The 16,940-nt window shown below is 68.8% G+C and carries 21 protein-coding genes; 15 read left to right on the top strand and 6 right to left on the bottom strand.

All coding sequences use genetic code 11. The features are described from left to right. Positions 1-316: 316 nt before the first annotated feature. From FHR32_RS24975 to FHR32_RS24920, 13 genes are all read left to right on the top strand, one after another. Entirely contained in the window at positions 317-535 is a 219-nt protein-coding gene (locus FHR32_RS24975; RefSeq protein ID WP_184756949.1) for a hypothetical protein, read from the top strand. A gap of 49 nt (positions 536-584) precedes the next feature. Beyond that, positions 585-806 carry a helix-turn-helix transcriptional regulator gene (locus FHR32_RS24970; protein ID WP_184756948.1) on the top strand — a complete coding sequence of 74 codons (222 nt, stop codon included), beginning with the start codon at positions 585-587 and terminating at the stop codon, positions 804-806. Between the two features lie 97 nt (positions 807-903). Continuing rightward, the gene (locus tag FHR32_RS24965) at positions 904-1,311 is read left to right on the top strand and encodes a hypothetical protein (RefSeq protein WP_184756947.1); all 408 of its coding nucleotides are present in this window, start codon (positions 904-906) and stop codon (positions 1,309-1,311) included. Positions 1,312-1,383: 72 nt separating this feature from the next. Then, the gene (locus FHR32_RS24960) at positions 1,384-1,707 is read left to right on the top strand and encodes a hypothetical protein (RefSeq protein WP_184756946.1); all 324 of its coding nucleotides are present in this window, start codon (positions 1,384-1,386) and stop codon (positions 1,705-1,707) included. Positions 1,708-1,794: 87 nt separating this feature from the next. Then, positions 1,795-3,297, top strand: a complete 1,503-nt coding sequence (locus tag FHR32_RS24955) for a hypothetical protein (protein WP_184756945.1) — start codon at positions 1,795-1,797, stop codon at positions 3,295-3,297. Next, a complete protein-coding gene (locus tag FHR32_RS24950; protein WP_184756944.1) occupies positions 3,294-3,533 on the top strand; it encodes a hypothetical protein in 240 nt (79 codons plus the stop codon). Before FHR32_RS24955 ends, FHR32_RS24950 begins: the two co-directional genes overlap by 4 nt. Next, on the top strand, positions 3,530-3,916 hold the full coding sequence (locus FHR32_RS24945; protein WP_184756943.1) for a TraA-like protein: 387 nt from the start codon (positions 3,530-3,532) through the stop codon (positions 3,914-3,916). Before FHR32_RS24950 ends, FHR32_RS24945 begins: the two co-directional genes overlap by 4 nt. After that, positions 3,916-6,153, top strand: coding sequence for a DNA translocase FtsK (locus FHR32_RS24940; protein ID WP_184756942.1), 2,238 nt, complete (start codon positions 3,916-3,918; stop codon positions 6,151-6,153). Before FHR32_RS24945 ends, FHR32_RS24940 begins: the two co-directional genes overlap by 1 nt. Before the next feature lie 274 nt (positions 6,154-6,427). After that, entirely contained in the window at positions 6,428-7,402 is a 975-nt protein-coding gene (locus tag FHR32_RS24935; protein ID WP_184756941.1) for a tyrosine-type recombinase/integrase, read from the top strand. 90 nt (positions 7,403-7,492) lie between these two features. After that, the gene (locus tag FHR32_RS24930; protein ID WP_184756940.1) at positions 7,493-7,663 is read left to right on the top strand and encodes a hypothetical protein; all 171 of its coding nucleotides are present in this window, start codon (positions 7,493-7,495) and stop codon (positions 7,661-7,663) included. Positions 7,664-7,752: 89 nt separating this feature from the next. Further along, on the top strand, positions 7,753-7,884 hold the full coding sequence (locus FHR32_RS46110; protein ID WP_281391047.1) for a hypothetical protein: 132 nt from the start codon (positions 7,753-7,755) through the stop codon (positions 7,882-7,884). Positions 7,885-8,185: 301 nt separating this feature from the next. Further along, positions 8,186-8,836: a Panacea domain-containing protein gene (locus FHR32_RS24925; RefSeq protein WP_184756939.1), complete on the top strand. Its 651-nt coding sequence runs from the start codon at positions 8,186-8,188 to the stop codon at positions 8,834-8,836. Next, on the top strand, positions 8,833-9,204 hold the full coding sequence (locus FHR32_RS24920; protein ID WP_184756938.1) for a type II toxin-antitoxin system PemK/MazF family toxin: 372 nt from the start codon (positions 8,833-8,835) through the stop codon (positions 9,202-9,204). Before FHR32_RS24925 ends, FHR32_RS24920 begins: the two co-directional genes overlap by 4 nt. A gap of 270 nt (positions 9,205-9,474) precedes the next feature. Here FHR32_RS24920 and FHR32_RS24915 read toward each other — a convergent pair whose 3' ends face one another. Genes FHR32_RS24915 through FHR32_RS24900 form a run of 4 tightly spaced genes read right to left on the bottom strand, consistent with a single transcriptional unit; the run spans position 9,475 to position 13,664 of the window. Continuing rightward, positions 9,475-10,566: a UDP-N-acetylmuramate dehydrogenase gene (locus FHR32_RS24915; RefSeq protein WP_184756937.1), complete on the bottom strand. Its 1,092-nt coding sequence runs from the start codon at positions 10,564-10,566 to the stop codon at positions 9,475-9,477. Beyond that, on the bottom strand, positions 10,559-11,617 hold the full coding sequence (locus FHR32_RS24910) for a serine hydrolase domain-containing protein (protein ID WP_184756936.1): 1,059 nt from the start codon (positions 11,615-11,617) through the stop codon (positions 10,559-10,561). The genes FHR32_RS24915 and FHR32_RS24910 overlap by 8 nt, the downstream gene beginning before the upstream one ends. Then, positions 11,617-12,927 carry a UDP-N-acetylglucosamine 1-carboxyvinyltransferase gene (locus FHR32_RS24905; RefSeq protein ID WP_184756935.1) on the bottom strand — a complete coding sequence of 437 codons (1,311 nt, stop codon included), beginning with the start codon at positions 12,925-12,927 and terminating at the stop codon, positions 11,617-11,619. Before FHR32_RS24905 ends, FHR32_RS24910 begins: the two co-directional genes overlap by 1 nt. 5 nt (positions 12,928-12,932) lie before the next feature. Next, positions 12,933-13,664 carry a GlgC family sugar phosphate nucleotidyltransferase gene (locus FHR32_RS24900; protein ID WP_184756934.1) on the bottom strand — a complete coding sequence of 244 codons (732 nt, stop codon included), beginning with the start codon at positions 13,662-13,664 and terminating at the stop codon, positions 12,933-12,935. Between the two features lie 206 nt (positions 13,665-13,870). On the opposite strand from FHR32_RS24900, the gene FHR32_RS24895 reads away from it, so the two are divergent. Then, positions 13,871-15,253 (top strand): helix-turn-helix domain-containing protein, encoded by a 1,383-nt coding sequence (locus FHR32_RS24895; protein WP_184756933.1) that lies wholly within the window; start codon positions 13,871-13,873, stop codon positions 15,251-15,253. Between the two features lie 107 nt (positions 15,254-15,360). On the opposite strand, the gene FHR32_RS24890 is transcribed toward FHR32_RS24895, so the two are convergent. Beyond that, entirely contained in the window at positions 15,361-15,639 is a 279-nt protein-coding gene (locus FHR32_RS24890; protein WP_184756932.1) for a DUF8825 domain-containing protein, read from the bottom strand. A gap of 140 nt (positions 15,640-15,779) precedes the next feature. Here FHR32_RS24890 and FHR32_RS24885 point away from each other — a divergent pair, with 140 nt between their 5' ends. Further along, complete coding sequence (locus FHR32_RS24885) at positions 15,780-16,466, top strand: type II toxin-antitoxin system Phd/YefM family antitoxin (protein ID WP_184756931.1); 687 nt, start codon at positions 15,780-15,782, stop codon at positions 16,464-16,466. A gap of 104 nt (positions 16,467-16,570) precedes the next feature. Here the strand turns inward: FHR32_RS24885 and FHR32_RS24880 are convergent, their stop codons facing one another. Continuing rightward, positions 16,571-16,759: a hypothetical protein gene (locus FHR32_RS24880; RefSeq protein ID WP_184756930.1), complete on the bottom strand. Its 189-nt coding sequence runs from the start codon at positions 16,757-16,759 to the stop codon at positions 16,571-16,573. Between the last annotated feature and the right edge of the window lie 181 nt (positions 16,760-16,940).

The raw sequence follows: 16,940 nt of genomic DNA, 5'->3' as shown, positions 1-16,940 counted from the left end.
GCCAGCGGGTCAGTGCCCACAAACCCCGGGGATGTTGGGGGTCAGGTTCGGCTCGCACGCCCCGTAGAGACCACCTGGTTGCCGTGACTGCTGCGGGCGCGGCAACCAGGTGCACCACCCCCGGCCAGGTGCAGCCCCCGGCGTCACCGGGGTCTGGCCGGGACCGTGGTCTCGCCCCGGCTGGAGGTGCGGGGCGAGACCACCCCAGATCTGGCGGCCTCGGATCACCCGTGGCGCGGCACCGAGGCCGCCGCTCAAACCCGGCCCCGCCCGCATCCCCCGGGCGGGGCCGCACCATCTCACCGAGGAGACCCGCATGACCGAGCTCCAGCCTGGAGACCTCGCCACCGACAGTCGCGGCGTCCTGTGGTTCGTCCACGGCTACCGGGAGTTCGGGCTGCATCTGACGAGCCGGTCCGGCACGTTCGCCCCCCTGGACGATGTGGCCCGCCTCTACGGCCCGTTGACGCTGCTCCACCGGCCCTCCGAGGTCGCCGACGCTGACCGCTCGGGTCAGCCGTACCCCGCCCCGTAGTCCACTCACCTTGTAAACCTCAGCGCTAGGGAGCAATCTGTGAGGCGTGATGTCAGAGAAGGAAGACCGGAAGCTCGTGACCAAGGAAGTCGCCGAGCTGGCCGGCATGAAGCCGCCATCATGGCGCGCTCGGGTGGCGCGCGGTGATGCGCCCAAGCCTGACGGGCACCACGATCAGCGCACGCCGTGGTGGTTGGAGTCGACGGTGCTGGAGTTCATCGCGGGCCGCAAGCCTCCGGGCAGGCCGCGTAAGGGCAGCTCAGGGAGCTAACGCAAAGATCTTGGCGGCAATCTCCCTGAACGCCTTGAAAACCTCAGCGCTAGAGTTGATGATAAGCGCATTAGCCCCAAGGAATCAGGAGCGCAGCATGAACGCCACCGAGATCGCCGCCCAGATCGCCCGCCTCTCCGCCCTTCTGCCCGCCGCCCTCACCGACGAGAACTGGGACGGCGACATCGCCGCCGTCATCGGCCACCTCGCCGACGCCCAGCGCGACCAGGCCACCGGCCTCGACCACCTCGCCGAGGCCACCGAGGACATGGACGGCCCCGGCTGGGACACCGTCACCTACGAGACCGGGCGGGCCTCCAGCATCCTCGCCACGACCTCCTGCAACCTGCGCACCGCCCAGGACGCCGCGCAGGCCGAGCAGGCCGCCACCGCCGCCGCGATCGAGGCCGCCCGCGCCCACCTGCCGAAGATCGTCGCCGAGACGCGCGGCAGCGGCTTCTTCACCGCCCTCGCCGCCCTGCCCGGCTCGTACGCCACCGCCTGACGCTGCGCCCTGGCTGCCCTCCCTGGAGGGCGGTCTCGCGGAACGCCAGACCCCAGCCGTTAGGAGAACCCCGTGCTCAGCGCTCTTCGCATCGAGGCCGCCTGGTCCACCCGCCAGGCCGCGGCCGTCACCTGCCGCCACGGCAAGCCCACCGGCCAGTGCGGCCTCTGCACGGTCGCCTCCACCCCGCCCGCCCAGCTCAACCCGTCCACCCTCACCCCGTTCCAGCGCGCCGGATGGGCGTGCGCCCGCTGCGGGTGCACCCAGACCACGGAGATCCGCATGGTGCCGGTCGGGATGCTCGACGGCATCCAGCTGTTCGCCTGCTCCCCCACCTGCTCCGCCCCCGAGGAGGAGCAGGTGGACGACGACGCCCTCATCCGCCACGGCCACTAACCCCCACACGCAGGAGAGCCCCACCAGCGGCCGGCCGGTGGAGCTCCCCTACCTAGCCCCACCCCTGCTCTGAACAGGAACGGAACGATGCAGACCATAACTCACTGGCTAGCGTCTGTCCCGCCGATCTGGTGGCAGATCCTCAGCGGCGCCTTCGCGCTCGGCCTCGGCACGGTGCTCGCCATCCACACCGTGAGCGGCCTGCGCTCCCTCGGACGCCTGGCCACCCGTAAGAAGCCGGCGTCCGGCGCCGACCTGCTCACCTGGCTGGCCGCGTCCATCGCCACCATCGTGTCCGCCCAAGGCATGTGGCAGTTCCTCGACCGCATCATCGGCGACGTCCACTGGTCGCTGCGCGCCCTGATGTTCGCCTTCATCGAGGTCGCCGTCGTCACCTCCGCCGTGCGGGCCCGGAAGAACATGCGGGAGAACTACTCCGCGGGCATCGATGGCCTCGCCGTGTGGGCGCTCACGTCCCTGTCCGCGGTGCTGTCCGCGATGGAAGCCGCGTCCCTGCCCGAGGCGCTGTTCCGGCTCGCGGCCCCGCTGGTGGCCGCGTGGCTGTGGGAGCGCGGCATGGCGATCGAGCGGCGGCGCGCGACCGGCCGTAAGCGGATCAACTGGCGCATCACCCCTGAGCGGGTCCTCGTCCGGGTCGGCCTCGCCGAGGCCCAGGACCGTACCGCGGACGAGGTTGACACCCGGCGCCGCTTCGACCGCGTCGCCCTGGCCGCCAAGCGGGTGCGGGCGCTCCGCGAGGCCGGCGCCAAGCCGCGCACGGTTGCCCGCGCCACGGCCCGCCTGGAGCGCTTCTACGCCGCGGCGCACGCTCACACCGGCATCGGCCGCGACGCCGAGCTGCAGCGCGCCCTCGCCTCCGAGATTGCGTCCCTGTACTCCGCGGGCGCCCTGGTGGACCTGGAGCCCGCCTCCGCGTGGACGCCACCCGCGGAGCCGAGCGCCTTCGCCGAGCTGGCCGAGGAAACCCGGCGGCTGAACGACACCGTCACCACCCGCGGCCAGGCCCGCGCAGAGGTGGAGCGGCTGCAGGCGATGGAGGCGAATCTGTCCATGCTCGTCGCTGACCTGACCGGTCAGAGCGTGGCCGAGGTGACTCGCCGCGGGATCATCAACCCCGTCAACAACGGGGTCATCGAGCCCATCATGATCGTGCCCCCGGAGTGGACCGGGCAAGCCCCCGCGGTGACTCCGGAGATGACCTCCGAGATGACTCGCCCGGATGTCATCGACCCGATCAACTTCGATGTCAACGACCCGGCCGTGTTCAACCTGCCGTGGCCGCCGCCCGCCCTCGCCGATATGACGTCACCGTTGACGCCCGAGATGACCCCAGGCGACGTCAACGACGATGTCAGCGACCAGAGCAAGGCTGATGTCATGCGCGCCTTCTGGGAGAAGGAGCGCGTAGAAGGCCGCTACCCCCGCGTTGTTGACCTCGCCAATGAGGCGAACGCTGACATAGCGCAGGCGTCACGGCTACGGGCCGAGCTCGTCGAGGCGCTCCCCTGGCGGGAGCGGCGCAAGGCCACCTCGAAGAAGGTCAAGGCCGTAAACGGGAGCTCACAGTGAGGACCGTCTACGTCATCACCGAAGCCCGGCACCCGCTGCGACAGCGGGCACGCAACGCCCTCGCCACCCTCATCATGTGGGTGCTGGTCGCCCTCGCCGTCGTCGGCCACACCATCGCCCTCCTGGCCGGCGCGGTCGACGCACTCATCACCGCCGCCATCGGCACCCGCCGCATCGGCTACATCTCCGGCCAGCTGCGCGACGCGGTCCGGGAGACCTGGAAGGAAGACCTGTGAGCGCCGAAAAGGCTGGCCGTAGCCGCATCCCCGAGCTGAGCAACATCCCCTGGGGCGGGCCGACCGCGATCACCGAATACGCCAAGGCCGGCCGGGCGCTGTGCCGGGACCTCGGGGAGGAGTTCGTCCTCGGATCGGATGAGCTGTACGCGGTGCTCATCCGATCCTTCAAAGGCCATCCGATCCTCGCGGTGTTCGGCGCCCCGGATGTGCGACTGCGCGCCCGCCGTGTTGTCCGCCGGTTGAAGCGGGCCGCGGATCTGCAGCGTGGCGCCGGGGTGGAGCTGGTGAAGTTCCACGCCCAGTTCCGCAAGGAGTTCATCGACATCTTGCCGCAGGCCAAACCGGCTGCGCGTAAGCCCGAGTTCAACTGGAACGGCTGATGGCAACCAGGCAGTTGGCGCCCGTCGCGCCGGACACGTCGGCTGGTTCGTGGGAGCAGGTCGCTACCCGCGAGGTCTCGAAGGCGCTGCTGTACTTCCCGCCGTGGATGGTCGGCGCGTTCCTGTTCGGCCTCGGCTGGGTGTTCCACGTGTCGCTGCGTTCCGACGACCCGCAGGTGGTGGCCTGGACAACCGTGCTCATCACCGCGTGCGTCATAGGTCTGACCGGCCTCACCTGGCACCAGTCGCACGCCCGTAGCCTCACCGGCCGCGCGCACTCGACGCTGACGACCCTGGCCGGCGGCTTGTGGGTGTGCGCGGCCACAATCAACGGCCCCACCTCCATGGTGACGGGGCGGCTGATCCTGATCGGCGGGGTCACCATGGCCCTGTCGTTCAACATCCGCACCGTCATCCGGACGAAGCAGATCGACGTGCAGGGCGCGATCGGCGACCCGCTCAGCTTCCTGTTCGGCCAGGGCGCCGAACGGGCTGGCATGCCCGCAATCGAGGCCAAGACGACGAAGGCGACCGCCCACAAGGTCGAGGGTGACGTACAGCTGGAGCAGGGCAAGCAGACCGCCGACGACCTGCAGAAGAAGGTCGCCTACGTCGAATCCGGTGTCGGCCTGCCACCCGGGTCGATCACCACGGCCATCGACCCCGACGACGCCAGCAAGGCAAAGGTCACCATCTCCGACCCGCGGGTGATGAAGAAGCCGATCGCCTGGCCGGGTCCATCCCGGCCGGGAGGCTCGATCGCGGATGCGCTCCGCGTCGGCCTGTGGCAGGACCTCGACGAGGCCATGCACATCATCGTCGGCCACCACGTGCAGTTCATGGGGATGACCGGCGCCGGTAAGTCCATCGGTGGGGCGTGGAACTACCTCGGCGAGATCGTCACCCGGGCCGACGTCGCGGTGTTCGCCGTCGACATCACCAAGGGCAAGCAGACCCTCGGCCCGCTGGAGGAGGCGCTGCACCGTCTGGAGACCACCAAGGCCGGCGCCAAGGCGCTGCTCGGCGAGATCCAGTCCAAGGTCAAGGAGCGCACCGACCAGCTGTCTGCGAAGGGCCTGCAGAAGTGGAAGAAGGGATGTGGGCTCACCTACTGGGTGCTGTGGATCGAGGAGTTCCCCGACGTCTACGACGCACTCACCGACGCCGAGCAGGAGCAGTTCCTCAGCCTCCTGAAGGCGATCCGCTCGGCGGGCGGCACGGTGGTCATGAGCCTCCAGCGCAGCGACTACACGCAGATGCCGACGCTCGCCCGCGGCCAGCTCGCGAAGATGTGCTTCGGCGTCGACTCCTCCAGCGACGCCAGCTTCGGCCTGTCGGAGCGGCAGCAGGACGCCAACGCCCGCCCCGAGCTGTGGACGAACGCCCAGCCCGGCATGGCCTACCTGGACGCGCCCAGCATCCCCGAGGAGCGCGTCGCCATGCCGCTGCGCACCTACGCGTGGGGCATCAGCGGCGAGAAGTTCGACGACGAGCGGGCGAACGCCGAGATGCGGGCTCACGCCGCCGCCTATCCCGCCGCGGCCAAGGAGGTCGACCCGGGCACCGCGGCCATCTCCCGGCTGGCCACCACCGCACCGGCCAAGCCTGCCCAAGCTGAGCCCGTCGCCCCGGTCGAGGTCGAACTCCTCGCCCAGGCCGCCGAGCTGGTGGTCCACACACAGTTCGCGTCGGCGTCGATGCTGCAGCGCAAGCTGCGCATTCCGTTCGCCCAGGCGACTGCTCTGATTGCCGAGCTCCAGCGGCTCGACGCGGTCGGGCCGCCCCGGGAGAACCAGGCGCCTGCGGTGCTCACTCCGGTCGATGAGCTGGAGGAGCTCATCGAGAAGATCCGCGACGGTGCTCAGGCCGACGACGACTCCGAGGAGGACGTGGTGTCCGAGTACCTCACCGACCCCGACCCCGACCCCGACGTTCAGGGCGGCATCGACGACGAGATCCCCGACCTCGACCCGGGCGACCCGCCGTGGGCGTTCACCCCTGCGGAACCGATGACACCGGAGGCGCGCATGGCAGCTCTGGTGCAGCTGCTCCAGGACTGGTGGGACGGCGGCCGGCGCGACTTCAGCACCGGCGATCTGAACCCGCTGTGGTCGTCAACGGACATGACCCGGCAGTGGGCTCAGAAGCGGCTGCGGAAGCTGCGAGACGCGGGCGTGCTGGGTTACGACGACGACGCCCAGCGCTACCTGATGCCCGAGCGGCCCGCCCTGAACTGATCGCCGTTGCACCCCCGGCGGGGCTCGCGGGAGGGGCTGGGGGTGCAACGGGCGAGGGTGTTACAGGTCAGAGGGGGTGTGGCACCCCCGTTGCACCTCCTCGTTGCACCCCGGGTTGCAGGGGTGTGGCACCTCCCGTTGCACCCTCCCGGCGGAGGCGAGTTGCACCCCCGTGGCACCCCACCAATCAAGATCAATAAGTTTCGCGCGTGCATCCCACGCGCAGCCGTACGCGCGAGGCGTCCCGCCCGGGCGCCCCTCTGGAAGGAGACCCATGGGAGGGCAGGTCCTCGTCGGCGAGATCGTCGGCTCCGCGCTGGAGATGCCGGACCCGGAGCTCGACCCCATCTCGCGGCTGACGGTCGGCTGGCTGTGGTCGTTCAGTTCCCCGCACACCCGGCGGGCCTACGAGCGGAACCTGCGCGAGTGGCTGGCGTTCTGCTCCGACCGTGACCTGGACCCGCTGACTGCCACCCGGGCACACGGGGACCTCTACGCGCGCTGGCTGGAGCACAGGGATCCGCGGCCCGCGCCGAAGACGGTCGGGCTGAAGCTCGCGTCGGTGTCGAGTTGGTACACCTACCTCGTTCTGGAGGACGTGCTGCCGGTGAACAAGTTCGCCGGGGCATCGAGGCCGAAGATCGACCGCACCCATTCGGAGACGGTGGGATTGGAGCGGTCGGAGGCGCGGGCGATGGTCGCCACGGCGGAGGCGGGCAGCGGCCGGGCACAGCTCCGGACGGCGGCGCTGATCCGGTTCATGCTGTCGATCGGGCCCCGTGCCGCGGAGGTGTCGAGTCTCACGATCGGGTCGCTGGGATTCGAGCGCGGGTTCCGCACGGTGCGGATCGTCGGCAAGGGGCAGAAGGTCCGGCTGCGGAACATGCCGCCGACGACAGCCGCGGCGGTGGACCGGTATCTGGCGGAGCGGCTGGAACGGGAGGGCGGGGTGGCGTTCGAGGAGTCGGCTCCGTTGTTCGCGACCTCGGGCGGCCGGCCGGTGTCCGCACGCTACCTGTTCGATCTTGTGCGGCGGATCGCCCGGGAGGCGGGGGTGGAATATCCGGATCGTGTCACCCCGCACGCGTTGCGGCACACGTTCGCCACGTTGGGCGACGAGGAGGGTGCGTCCCTCGCTGAGCTCCAAGACGCCCTTGGTCACGTTTCGCCCGAGACGACCAAGATTTACATCCATGCGAAGAAGCGGCTGGAAACAGACCCTTCGCAGCGGGTTGCGATGGTCCTCTGACGAGCTGGCCGATAGCTCGGATTATCCGCCACTCCCGGCGATCTTCATTCCGCGCGCCGTACCCTGACCCCACGACCCCGAGGAGAGCCCATGAGTAGCAACCTTGTCTGTGTCGGCTGCGGCCGGGCCGAGGGACACGCGGAGATGTGTAATCTCGGCGGGTATGTCACCCGTGAGCAACTGGCGGCGGAGGCCGACGCGTTGCGGACTCACGAACGCGATCACTTGCTCAAGCGCGTGCCAGGCTGCGAGTTCTGCTAACTGGATACGCCGCGCGCCCCCGCCCTTCGGGTGGGGGCGTCGTCATGTCTGCCTGCGGACGATCACCGGGTGGGGTGAGCATGGGCGGCATGACCACAGACCTCCCCGACGAACCGCCGGAGTGGCTCCACGCCCGCATCATGACCGCCCTCGCGCCGCACCTGGAACAGCTCCGCCAGGAGGCCGCCGATAAGGATTACGAGGAGAGCGAGGAACAGTAAGGCTGGAGCTGACAGTCGAGCCGGGCCTGCCGTACGGGATCCGACGCCAAGCTGTCGTTGAAGTCTGGACTTCATGACAACCGGGACAAGCCCTGGGACGTCCAGCATCGGGGATGCAATGCTCGCGCAGGCCATTCCCAAGACTTGGACTGGGCCCACGTGAAATAGTTCACCAGCCCGCCATGTCCTACCCGAACAGGTAAAACAGCGGGAACGAAGAAGGATCTATCGGGGGCGACAGTGGCCACATCCAGCCCTAGAAGGTAGCTTGATGTCGAGAGAGAGAATGCGAGGAGGGGTCGTGGATCTTCCTTCCCAACCCTCCAGCCCCCTAGTTTCAGCCGCCCTGGCGGTGCTCAAGGCCGCACGTGAGCAGGGCTTTGAGATCACCAAGACGAAGCTCGCCAAGCTCCTCTACATGGCCGACCTCCGAGCCGTCGAGATCGGCAGTGTTCAGTTCACCGGTGCGACTTGGCGGTGGGACAACTACGGCCCCTACGACGCCGCGCTCGCTCACACTGAGTACGAACTCGCCGACAGCGAGCTGATCGATCGAAACGACAGCCGCCTGTCCGACGACAGCTTCGGCGCCTGTGTGCTCACTCTGGTTGTCGACATCGAGGACCCTCTCCCTGGCGAAAGCATGCAGATCGTCCGAGATACTGTCCGCCGCCACGGCAGCAAGAGTTCAACTGCGCTAAGGGATCTTTCGTATAAGACGCCTCCGATGGTAGAGGCGCAGGCCGGCGCTGAGCGTGGCGTTCTTCTGGACTTGAGCCGTGTTCGCCGTCGCAATCAGGTCAAGGCCCTACTCGCTCGGGCAAAGGCACGGCGTCCACATCGTCCGCTCCAGGAGAACGACCCAGGTGTGGGTGCTGAGCTGTTGGTTGAGCTCATGACTAGCACTGATTCCATTCGCCGAGCGAACGGGAAGGTGCTAGGCGACCAGTGAAGGCACCCATCCGCAAGGGTGGCGTGTACTGGGTCGACGACTCTGATCTCACTCTGCCCCCCAATGACGAGCGCAACGTCAAGCCCCGTCGTCCAGTAATCGTGGTCAGCGGCGATGAAACCAATGAGAATCCCGATTGGCCGATTGCCTTAGTCGTGCCGATCTCCACGGCGCCATCCCATAAGACGGCATACTGCCTACAGATTGGCGCCGCAGTGGCCAACCTCCCTAAAAAAGGATGGGCCCGCATAGTGGCTGTTCAGCCACTCGCTAAGGATGAGATCCAAGATCTCATCGGCCATCTCCCTGCGGACATGCAGGGGATTCTCCATGAGAACCTTTTCGCCTACATGGGACTCGTGGACTGATCTAGCGCGACAGAAGCTCCGCTTTCCCTGGAAGGCGGAGCTTCTTCATATCCGAGTCCGTTTGCGGCGCGGTTGTCAACCCTTGTGGCCCATGGGGCGTCTTGTGTCTAGGGAGGCCTGATGGACGTCCTCGATGACCTCGTTGGTGAGGAGCTGCGGTTGGCGTTGCTCCTCATCGAGGCCCTGCACGAAGAGGCGGAACGGCTGGCCGCCCCAGCCGACCGTTGAGCCGGCCCCGGTCCCGGCGAGGGGGACCGGGGCCCACAGCGCCTACTGCTCGACCCGCTCAACCCCGATGGCCAGAACTCCGGGGTCCTCTTTCTCAGCGGCCATCCACGCTGCGACAGGTCGTACGGGCTCTGGGTGCAGCCGGATGCCAATCACTTCGTAGACGTCACGGGCCAGCTTCTGCAGGACCATGTTGAAGGAAGCCGCGGTGGCGCCGTCGTGGGCGGTGAGGGTAAGAGCTCGGCGGGTCGAGCAGAACACCCCTGGTGCGAGCTGGTTGCCGGGGTGGTGTCCGGCCAGCTGGAGCAGCCATCCGGCGCTGGCTCGCAGGACGCTGTGGTCATCGCGGTAGGCCACGCCACCAGCGGCGCGGACCGCGTCGGCTTGAGCCGTGGTGATGGGCGGGTTGAGGAAGACCGATCCCGCCTGGCGAGCGTCCGGGCCGTTCTCCGGTAGGGCCAAGCCGCGCTGACAGCGGTCGGCCAGGACGCCTTGGGCCGCTTCGGCGAGCGGGGGCCGGGTGCCGAGGGGGATGTCGAGTGCGTGGGCGAGGTACTGGTAGGTGACCGGGGCGGCGTACGTGCTGGGGGTGAGGCGCAGGGCGACCTCAAGGATCGTCCACCGGCCCAGGTGGGTCTTGAAGATGCTGGTGCGGTAGCCGAAGCCGCATTCCTCGGGGCGGAGTCGGGCGGATTGTCGGCGGTTCCAGTCGTAGACAGTGAGGTGGGTGAGGGCGTCGGATATCTGCTGACCGTAGGCGCCGGTGTTCTGCACGGGGGCGGCGCCGGTGGTGCCGGGGATGCCGGCGAGGTATTCGATGCCGGACAGGCCCTCGCTGACGGCGAAGCCGACGAGGGCGGATAGCGGTTCGCCCGCTTGAACGGTGACTTCCGTGGTGCCATCGCCGAGTGGGCGGACGGTGATACCCCGGGTTGTCATGTGGATAACCGGCCCGGGGTATCCGGCGTCGGCGGCGAGGGTGTTGCTGCCGCCGCCGAGAACGAACGGTGCTACGGGTTGGCCGATGACGGTTTGGGTGAGATCAGTCCAGGCGGCGGGGTCGGTGTGGGTGAGCAGCCGATCGGCGGGTCCGCCGAGGCGCAGTGTGGTGTGATCGGCCAGCAGGTCACTCATCAAGCGCCTCCGGATGCCAGGTGGCAGAGATCGTCTTGAGCGCGAGGGTCCGCAGCGGCGCGATCCGGGTGCGGGCATTGCCGTAGTAGACGGCGTTGGTGCAGATCACCAGGTAACGGCCAGCGTCTGGGGCCAGGTAGAGGCTGGTGCCGGTGAAACCGTGGTGGTACGCGACGCGTCCACCGGCGGCGAGAATCCACGACAGACCGCGGTCCAAACCCGGTTCGATCACGGCCTGCGGGACGAGGCTCGCCCGCAGCCACTCACCCAGGACAGCGTCGCCGTAGGCGTATGCGTCGAGCAGCCAGGTGGCGTAGGTGGCGAGGTCACGGGGTGTGGAGAAGACGCCCGCGTGCCCGGCGATGCCGCCCAGAAGGGCGGCGTTGTCGTCGTGCACGGCGCCCCAGGTCCTCGGGGCGCCGGGAATGCGCTGTTCGGTCGGCGCGACGTGGTGACCGCGGGCAATGGGCCCGTAGACGGTGGAGGTCATCCCGATGCGCTGCCAGAGCTGGTCGGCGAGGTGATCCAAGGGGACGCCGTTGACGTGTGCGAGGGCCAGGCCGAGGAGGATGTAGCCGCGGTTGATGTAGCGGTGCCGGCCAGGAGTGTCCTCCAGCGGTTCGCGGCATAGGAGCTCGTGCAGCGGCGCGTCAGCCCCACGGTAGTGGTCCAGGCGCGTTGAGGCGCGCAGCCCGGAGGCGTGGGCGAGGAGCTGGCGGAGCGTCGCCTCACCGCTGGGTGCCTCACCGGTCATGGCGGGCAGGACATCGCGCGTGGGTGCGTCGAGATCGACCAGCCCAGTGGCAAGGGCCTGGCCGATGAGAGGCCAAGTGGCGACGACCTTGGTCAGCGAGGCGATGTCGTAGATGGTGTGCTCGGTGGGGGTGAGCTCGCCGAGTTCGGGCGCGACGGTGCCGGCGGCCAGGACGTGCTTTTGCCCGTCGATGGTGCCGCAGACGACGACCCCGCCGGGGGCGGCGCCGTCGGCGACCACCTCATCAAGAGTCTCCTGGAGCCGGGCGACGTCATTGGCGGTGAACGGTGCGGGCATCAGGAGGCCTCCGAGGTGGTGGTGATGTCGGCTCCCAGCGCGGCAAGGTTGGCAAGCAGGTGGCCATAGCCGCGCCGGAGGTGGTACACCCCCCGGATCGTAGAGGTGCCTTCGGCGGCCAGAGCGGCGATTAGCAAAGCGGTCACCGCGCGGATGTCTTCGGCCGCCGCCGTGGCGGGGCGTAGCCGGATGGGCCCGCGCAGGCCAATGACCGGGCCGGTGGAGGAAATGTCGGCGCCGAAGGCTCGCAGGCCCGCGATATGGGTGTTACGGCTGGGATACACGCGCTCGGTAATGAGTGAGGATCCATGGGCCTGGGTGAGCATCGCGGCCAGCTGCGGTGCGGTGTCGGTGGGCAGAGCCGGGTGCGGACCGGTGGCCGCGTCAATGGCCTGCAGGGGGCCGTTCAGCTGCGCGCGCACGCCACCGCTGGCGTCGTCGGTGAGACTGATGCCTGCCGCGGACAGGGCCTCGGTGAGGCCGTTGGGGAAGGCAGAGGCGGTGATTCCATCGAGGTGGATGCTGCCGCCGGTGGAGGCGGCGGCCATGATCATGGTGGCTGCCTCGATCCGATCCCCGGCTACCGTGAAGTCACCGCCGGTGATCCAGTCGCTTCCGCTGACGTGCAGCCCTTGCCCTGTGAAGTGGATCAGGGCGCCGCGCTCGGTCAGGAATCGGGCGGTCTCGGTGACCTCCGGCTCGATCGACGGGTGCGTGATCAGGCTGGTGCCCGGGGCGCGGGCGGCCAGCAGCATGGCGGTCACCGTCGCCCCCAGGCTCGGCCCGTACGGGGTGTCCACGTCCACGGTGAATGCCCGCACACCGTGCGGTCCGCACCGCGCGCTGATGGTGGTGGCGTCGGCGAGGACTTCGGCGCCGGCCGCCTGCATCGCCGCGAGGTGCCGGTCGATCAGGCGGGGACAGAAGGCGTCGCCACCGGGGTAAGGGAAGGTGACTTGCCCGGTGCGGGCCAGCACCGCGGCGGCCAGGACGACGGTCGTACGTACTCGACGGCCGAGTTCCGGATGGATGACGGGGCAGGGGGCCGCGGCTGGGGTCACAGCGAACCGGCCGCCGTCGACGGCGACGTGGGCCCCGGTGTAGGTCAGGATCTGCGCGCATACTCCGGTGTCGATGATGTCCGGAGCCGCGGCAAGGACGACCGGGGCATCTGCCAGGAGCGTGGCCGCATACAGGTGCAGGGCGATGTTCTTGCTGCCCTGCACTGGGATGCGGCCGCTCAGAGGCCGCCCACCGGCGACCCTCACGACGGTGGCCTCGAAAGCGGCCCGGGCGGGGGTGATGGTCATGGCCGTCACCGCACCCGGGAGCCGGCGGGCAGGAAGCCGCCGATGTGGTCGCGCGGGTAGACCACCGTGCCGGGGCCGATCAGCGTGCCCGGCGACAGCACGGTCCCGGCCGGCAGAGCCACCTCATCGCCGATGACGGCGCCGAACTTCGTTTGTCCCGTGCCGATCCGCTGCCCGTCGAGGTTGACGGTGATTTCCTCGATCGCCGGTTCGGCAACCGGCCCGCGGTCGCATCGGAGCCCGGTCGTGGAGCAGAAGGAGCCGATGTTGACGCGCCGCCCGATCACCGAGTCGCCGATGAAGCAAGGGTGTTTCACGAAGACATGCCCGGCCAGCAGGCTACGGGTGATCTCCGCGCCGAAGCCGATCCGACAGCCGGGGCCGATCACGCTGTGGTCGCGGACCAGGGCGCCGGCGGCTACGATCGCGCCGGCGCAGATCAGCACCGGCCCGATGACCTGGGCGCCTGCCTCGATGCGGGCACCGGCCTGGACGATGACCTCGCCCCGAAGCAGAGCGCCGTCCTCTACGACGCCGCGGGGCGCGTCGTAAAGGCCTGCGGCGGCAGGGTCGTCGAGGTCTGCGGTCATGGCGGGCTTGATGTCGAAGACCGTCCGGCAGTTCCTCAGCACCTGCGTGATGTAGGAGTCGAGGCCGTCGGGATGGAAGTAGTAGTCGGGAGCGAGGCGGGCGTCTACAGCATGTGCCGTGGACGGGCCGAGGACCGAGGGCTGCATCAGGACCTCCTGAGTGGTGGGACCAGATGGCGGCCTGCCGAGTGCGGGCCGTTCGCCCTTAAGGTCAGCGCATCCGGCCCGGCGGCGGGAGGGGCGCTGTCTTGGGCTGCAAAGGTGTTTGCGCCTGATGCAAAGTCCCTGTCCAGGGCGCCGGGATGCGGCTACGGTGAGGGCGGCGCAGTCTCAGCTACGAGCAGGGACAGGGTATGGATGCGATCGGCAGGGCAGGCACAACTCCCGAGGCAATCCCGGCTCCCGGGAAGCTCATACGTCAGATACGGCAGGCACAACGGCTGACGCTGACCCAGCTCGGCAAGCTGACCGGATACTCCGCGGCCCAGGTCTCCCGCTACGAGCGGGGCATCTCCTCGATGACCGACGTCGCCGTGCTGCGGTGCTTCGCCGAGGCCCTCGGCATTCCGCCTCAGGCTTTCGGCCTTGCCTCGCCCCGGCCGAAGGTCCGACACGGTCAACCGACGGTACCAACTACCGCATATCCCAGCCTGCCCGCTCGTAAAGTGGACAGGACTCAACGGGAGGACGGTGAAGATCCGGTGCGGCGAAGGAATTTGCTGGCGAACCTGGCGGTCACGGCCGCCGCAGCCGCAAGCTCCCGATTTCTTGGAGGCGGCGCCGCACAGGCGGACGAGGCTCTACTCGGTGAGGTGCTCGTCGCCGGCCTCCGGGATGCGATGCTCGGTTTGGGCAGCAACCTCGGTGACCTGCCGCCCGAGCAACTGCCCGCGGAACTCTCCCGCGCGCTCACCGACTTCCACACCTGCCGCTACGGCAGCCTCGCCGTGCGCCTGCCCCGGCTGATCCGCACAGGACATGCGCTCAACGGCGGGAGGGATCACGCGTTTCTCGCGCAAAGCTACGTTCTGGCGACCCGGATGCTCGTCAAGCTCGATGAGCAGCAGCTCGGTTGGATGGCTGCCGACCGGGCACGCCAACTGGCCGAGGCCGGCGACGATGCGCTCACGGTGGCGGAGGCCGCGCGGAACCTCGCTGTGCTGGCCCGAAAGGCCGGCTGGAACGACCAGGCGATGTCGATCGCGCTGGCCGCCGCTGACGACCCCGGTCTGCGCAGCGCTGGACGGGCCGGTGCCGCTGAACGCGGCCTGCTGATCCAGTCCGCGGCCTACACCGCTGCCCGCAGCGGTGACCGTAAAGGAATGCGACAACTCACCGACGAGGCAGCCGCCATCGCCACCGAACTCGGCGGTAGCACCATGCTGCGCGACCACGGCGGCGGTTTCAGCCCGATCACCGTCCAACTGCATCTCATCTCGGCGGAGAACTCCGCCGGAGATCCCGCCGCTGCCTTGAGCGCCGCCCGTGCGATCGCGCCGCAGAGCCTACCCAGCGTGGAGCGCCGATCCCGCTACTACACCGACATCGCCGCGGCCTTCGGGCAGCTGGGCCGCCGTGAGGAATGCGTACGTGCGCTCCTGACGGCCGAGCACCATGCCCCCGAGGAAACTCATGCACGCCCGGCGGTGAAGTCCCTCATCTCCGGTCTGCTGGTGTCCGGACGCACTGCGCCCGAACTGCGCGGTCTCGCCGCTCGCAGCGGCGTCCTTGCCTGACCTCGAACGCACAGAAACGGCCCCGCCCTCCGAAGAGGGCGGGGCCGCTCTGTCATGGGCGACGGACGTTCATGGTGCACCCGCAGGCGATGATCTGGCTACAGCCGTCAGGCCTTGACCGTCTCCTGCAGCGCGGCCCGCGCCTTGGCCGGGTTGTCCACGGTCGCCCACCACGGGTGGTCGGCATACAGGACGGAGACCCAGCGGAGCCGTTCCGCACGGGCCGCGGCGAGCTCCTCCCGCTGCTCCTCGCTCACCTCTGCCTCTCCGGCCAGGGTCGCCATCGATGACGGCAGCGCATCTGTCACCTCCTGGACGCGGGCATGAGCGGCGACGTAGGCGCGCTGGGCGTCCAGCAGGTCAGGCGGAAATTCGTACTCGGCCATGTCTCCCCCGGGTGGTGCGATACCCGGGCGATCCTATGAGGGGCGGGAATCGATCTTGGAGACGCCCCGCCATGGCTGGAGCGCCAACCCTTTTCCAAGAACCCTAGACAGAGAACCTTAAGGACCTTAAGGTTCTATTCATGAGCAGCAAGGAAGTGGGCATCGAAGACGGGCGCAAGAAGTTCGGCGACCTCGTCATTGCCGCCCAGACCCATGGCAAGACCACCATCGTCACCCGCTACGGAAGGCCCGCTGCGATGATCACCCCGGTTCCTCTGCACATCGCCCTCCGCGACATCACCGTCGAAGCCATCGACCAGGGCAACTGGCGCGACCAGGCCGTCGAGGACTGGATCGAGGCCGCTGCCGAGCAGGGATACGGCTTCACCATCCTGGCCGTCTACGACACCGGCGACGTGCTCGCGGTCCTTGCTAAGAACGAGTGGGTTGGGGACCAGATCGTGGCGGGCGAGCGCTTCACCCTCCGGATCGACCGGCCCGGCCTGGTGGAGGAGGGCGACGGCAAGATCCTCGGCATCGAGCCCGGCGCCTACGACCCTGCGCAGCACCCCGTCCAGCCCAGCCCGTACGACCCCCCGAAGTCCGCCACGGTCACTACCTACACCCGCAGCCGCGACGAGGACCCTGACGGCTGGGGCGACGACGTCATCACTATGATCCAGCGCGACAACGAGGTGTCCGAACAGGCCCACGTGGACGGCATCGACAGCACCGATACCAGCGGGTTCAGTGGCGACGACGAGGCCGCCGAGCACATCCGCAGCCGGGGCATCGACCTGGAGGCCGACGGCTACACCCGCGCCTGACCCCGGACATGCAGAAGCGGCCCCGCCCTCCGAAGAGGACGGGGCCGCAACTGTTGCAGGCGATGCCCGAGCATGTGTCCGCACGCCCGGGGCCTGCGTTCAGCCTATCGCTGGGACAGGTCCGACTGCTTGGCGTTCGGGACCACCCAGACGCCCAGGGCGGTCAGCACCGCCAGAACGGTGTCGATCACCTCGGCCGGGTTGTACACGCCATCGGTGACCGCCGACTTGGCGACGACAACCGCAGCGAACAGCGCGGCCACGATGGTCTTGGCGTACTTGCCTACGTTCACGAGCCCCTCCTTGGGGACAGGCCCGCCAGGGGCGGCGGGGGGAATGGGTGAGCAGCGCACGACATGGAGGTGTGCGCCACTTCGGTCAGTTGCTCTCATCGATGAGCCCAGGGAGACGAGACTCGTCCTCGGGCTCGTCGTCCGCCGGCCGCAGGCACGCCAGGCGCGACAGCAGCAGCGG

It is taken from the genome of Streptosporangium album (assembly GCF_014203795.1).
GTDB classification, from domain to species: Bacteria; Actinomycetota; Actinomycetes; order Streptosporangiales; family Streptosporangiaceae; genus Streptosporangium; species Streptosporangium album.
Note: the sequence above shows the minus strand (reverse complement) of the source record. Positions and strands in the feature narration are given on the sequence as shown.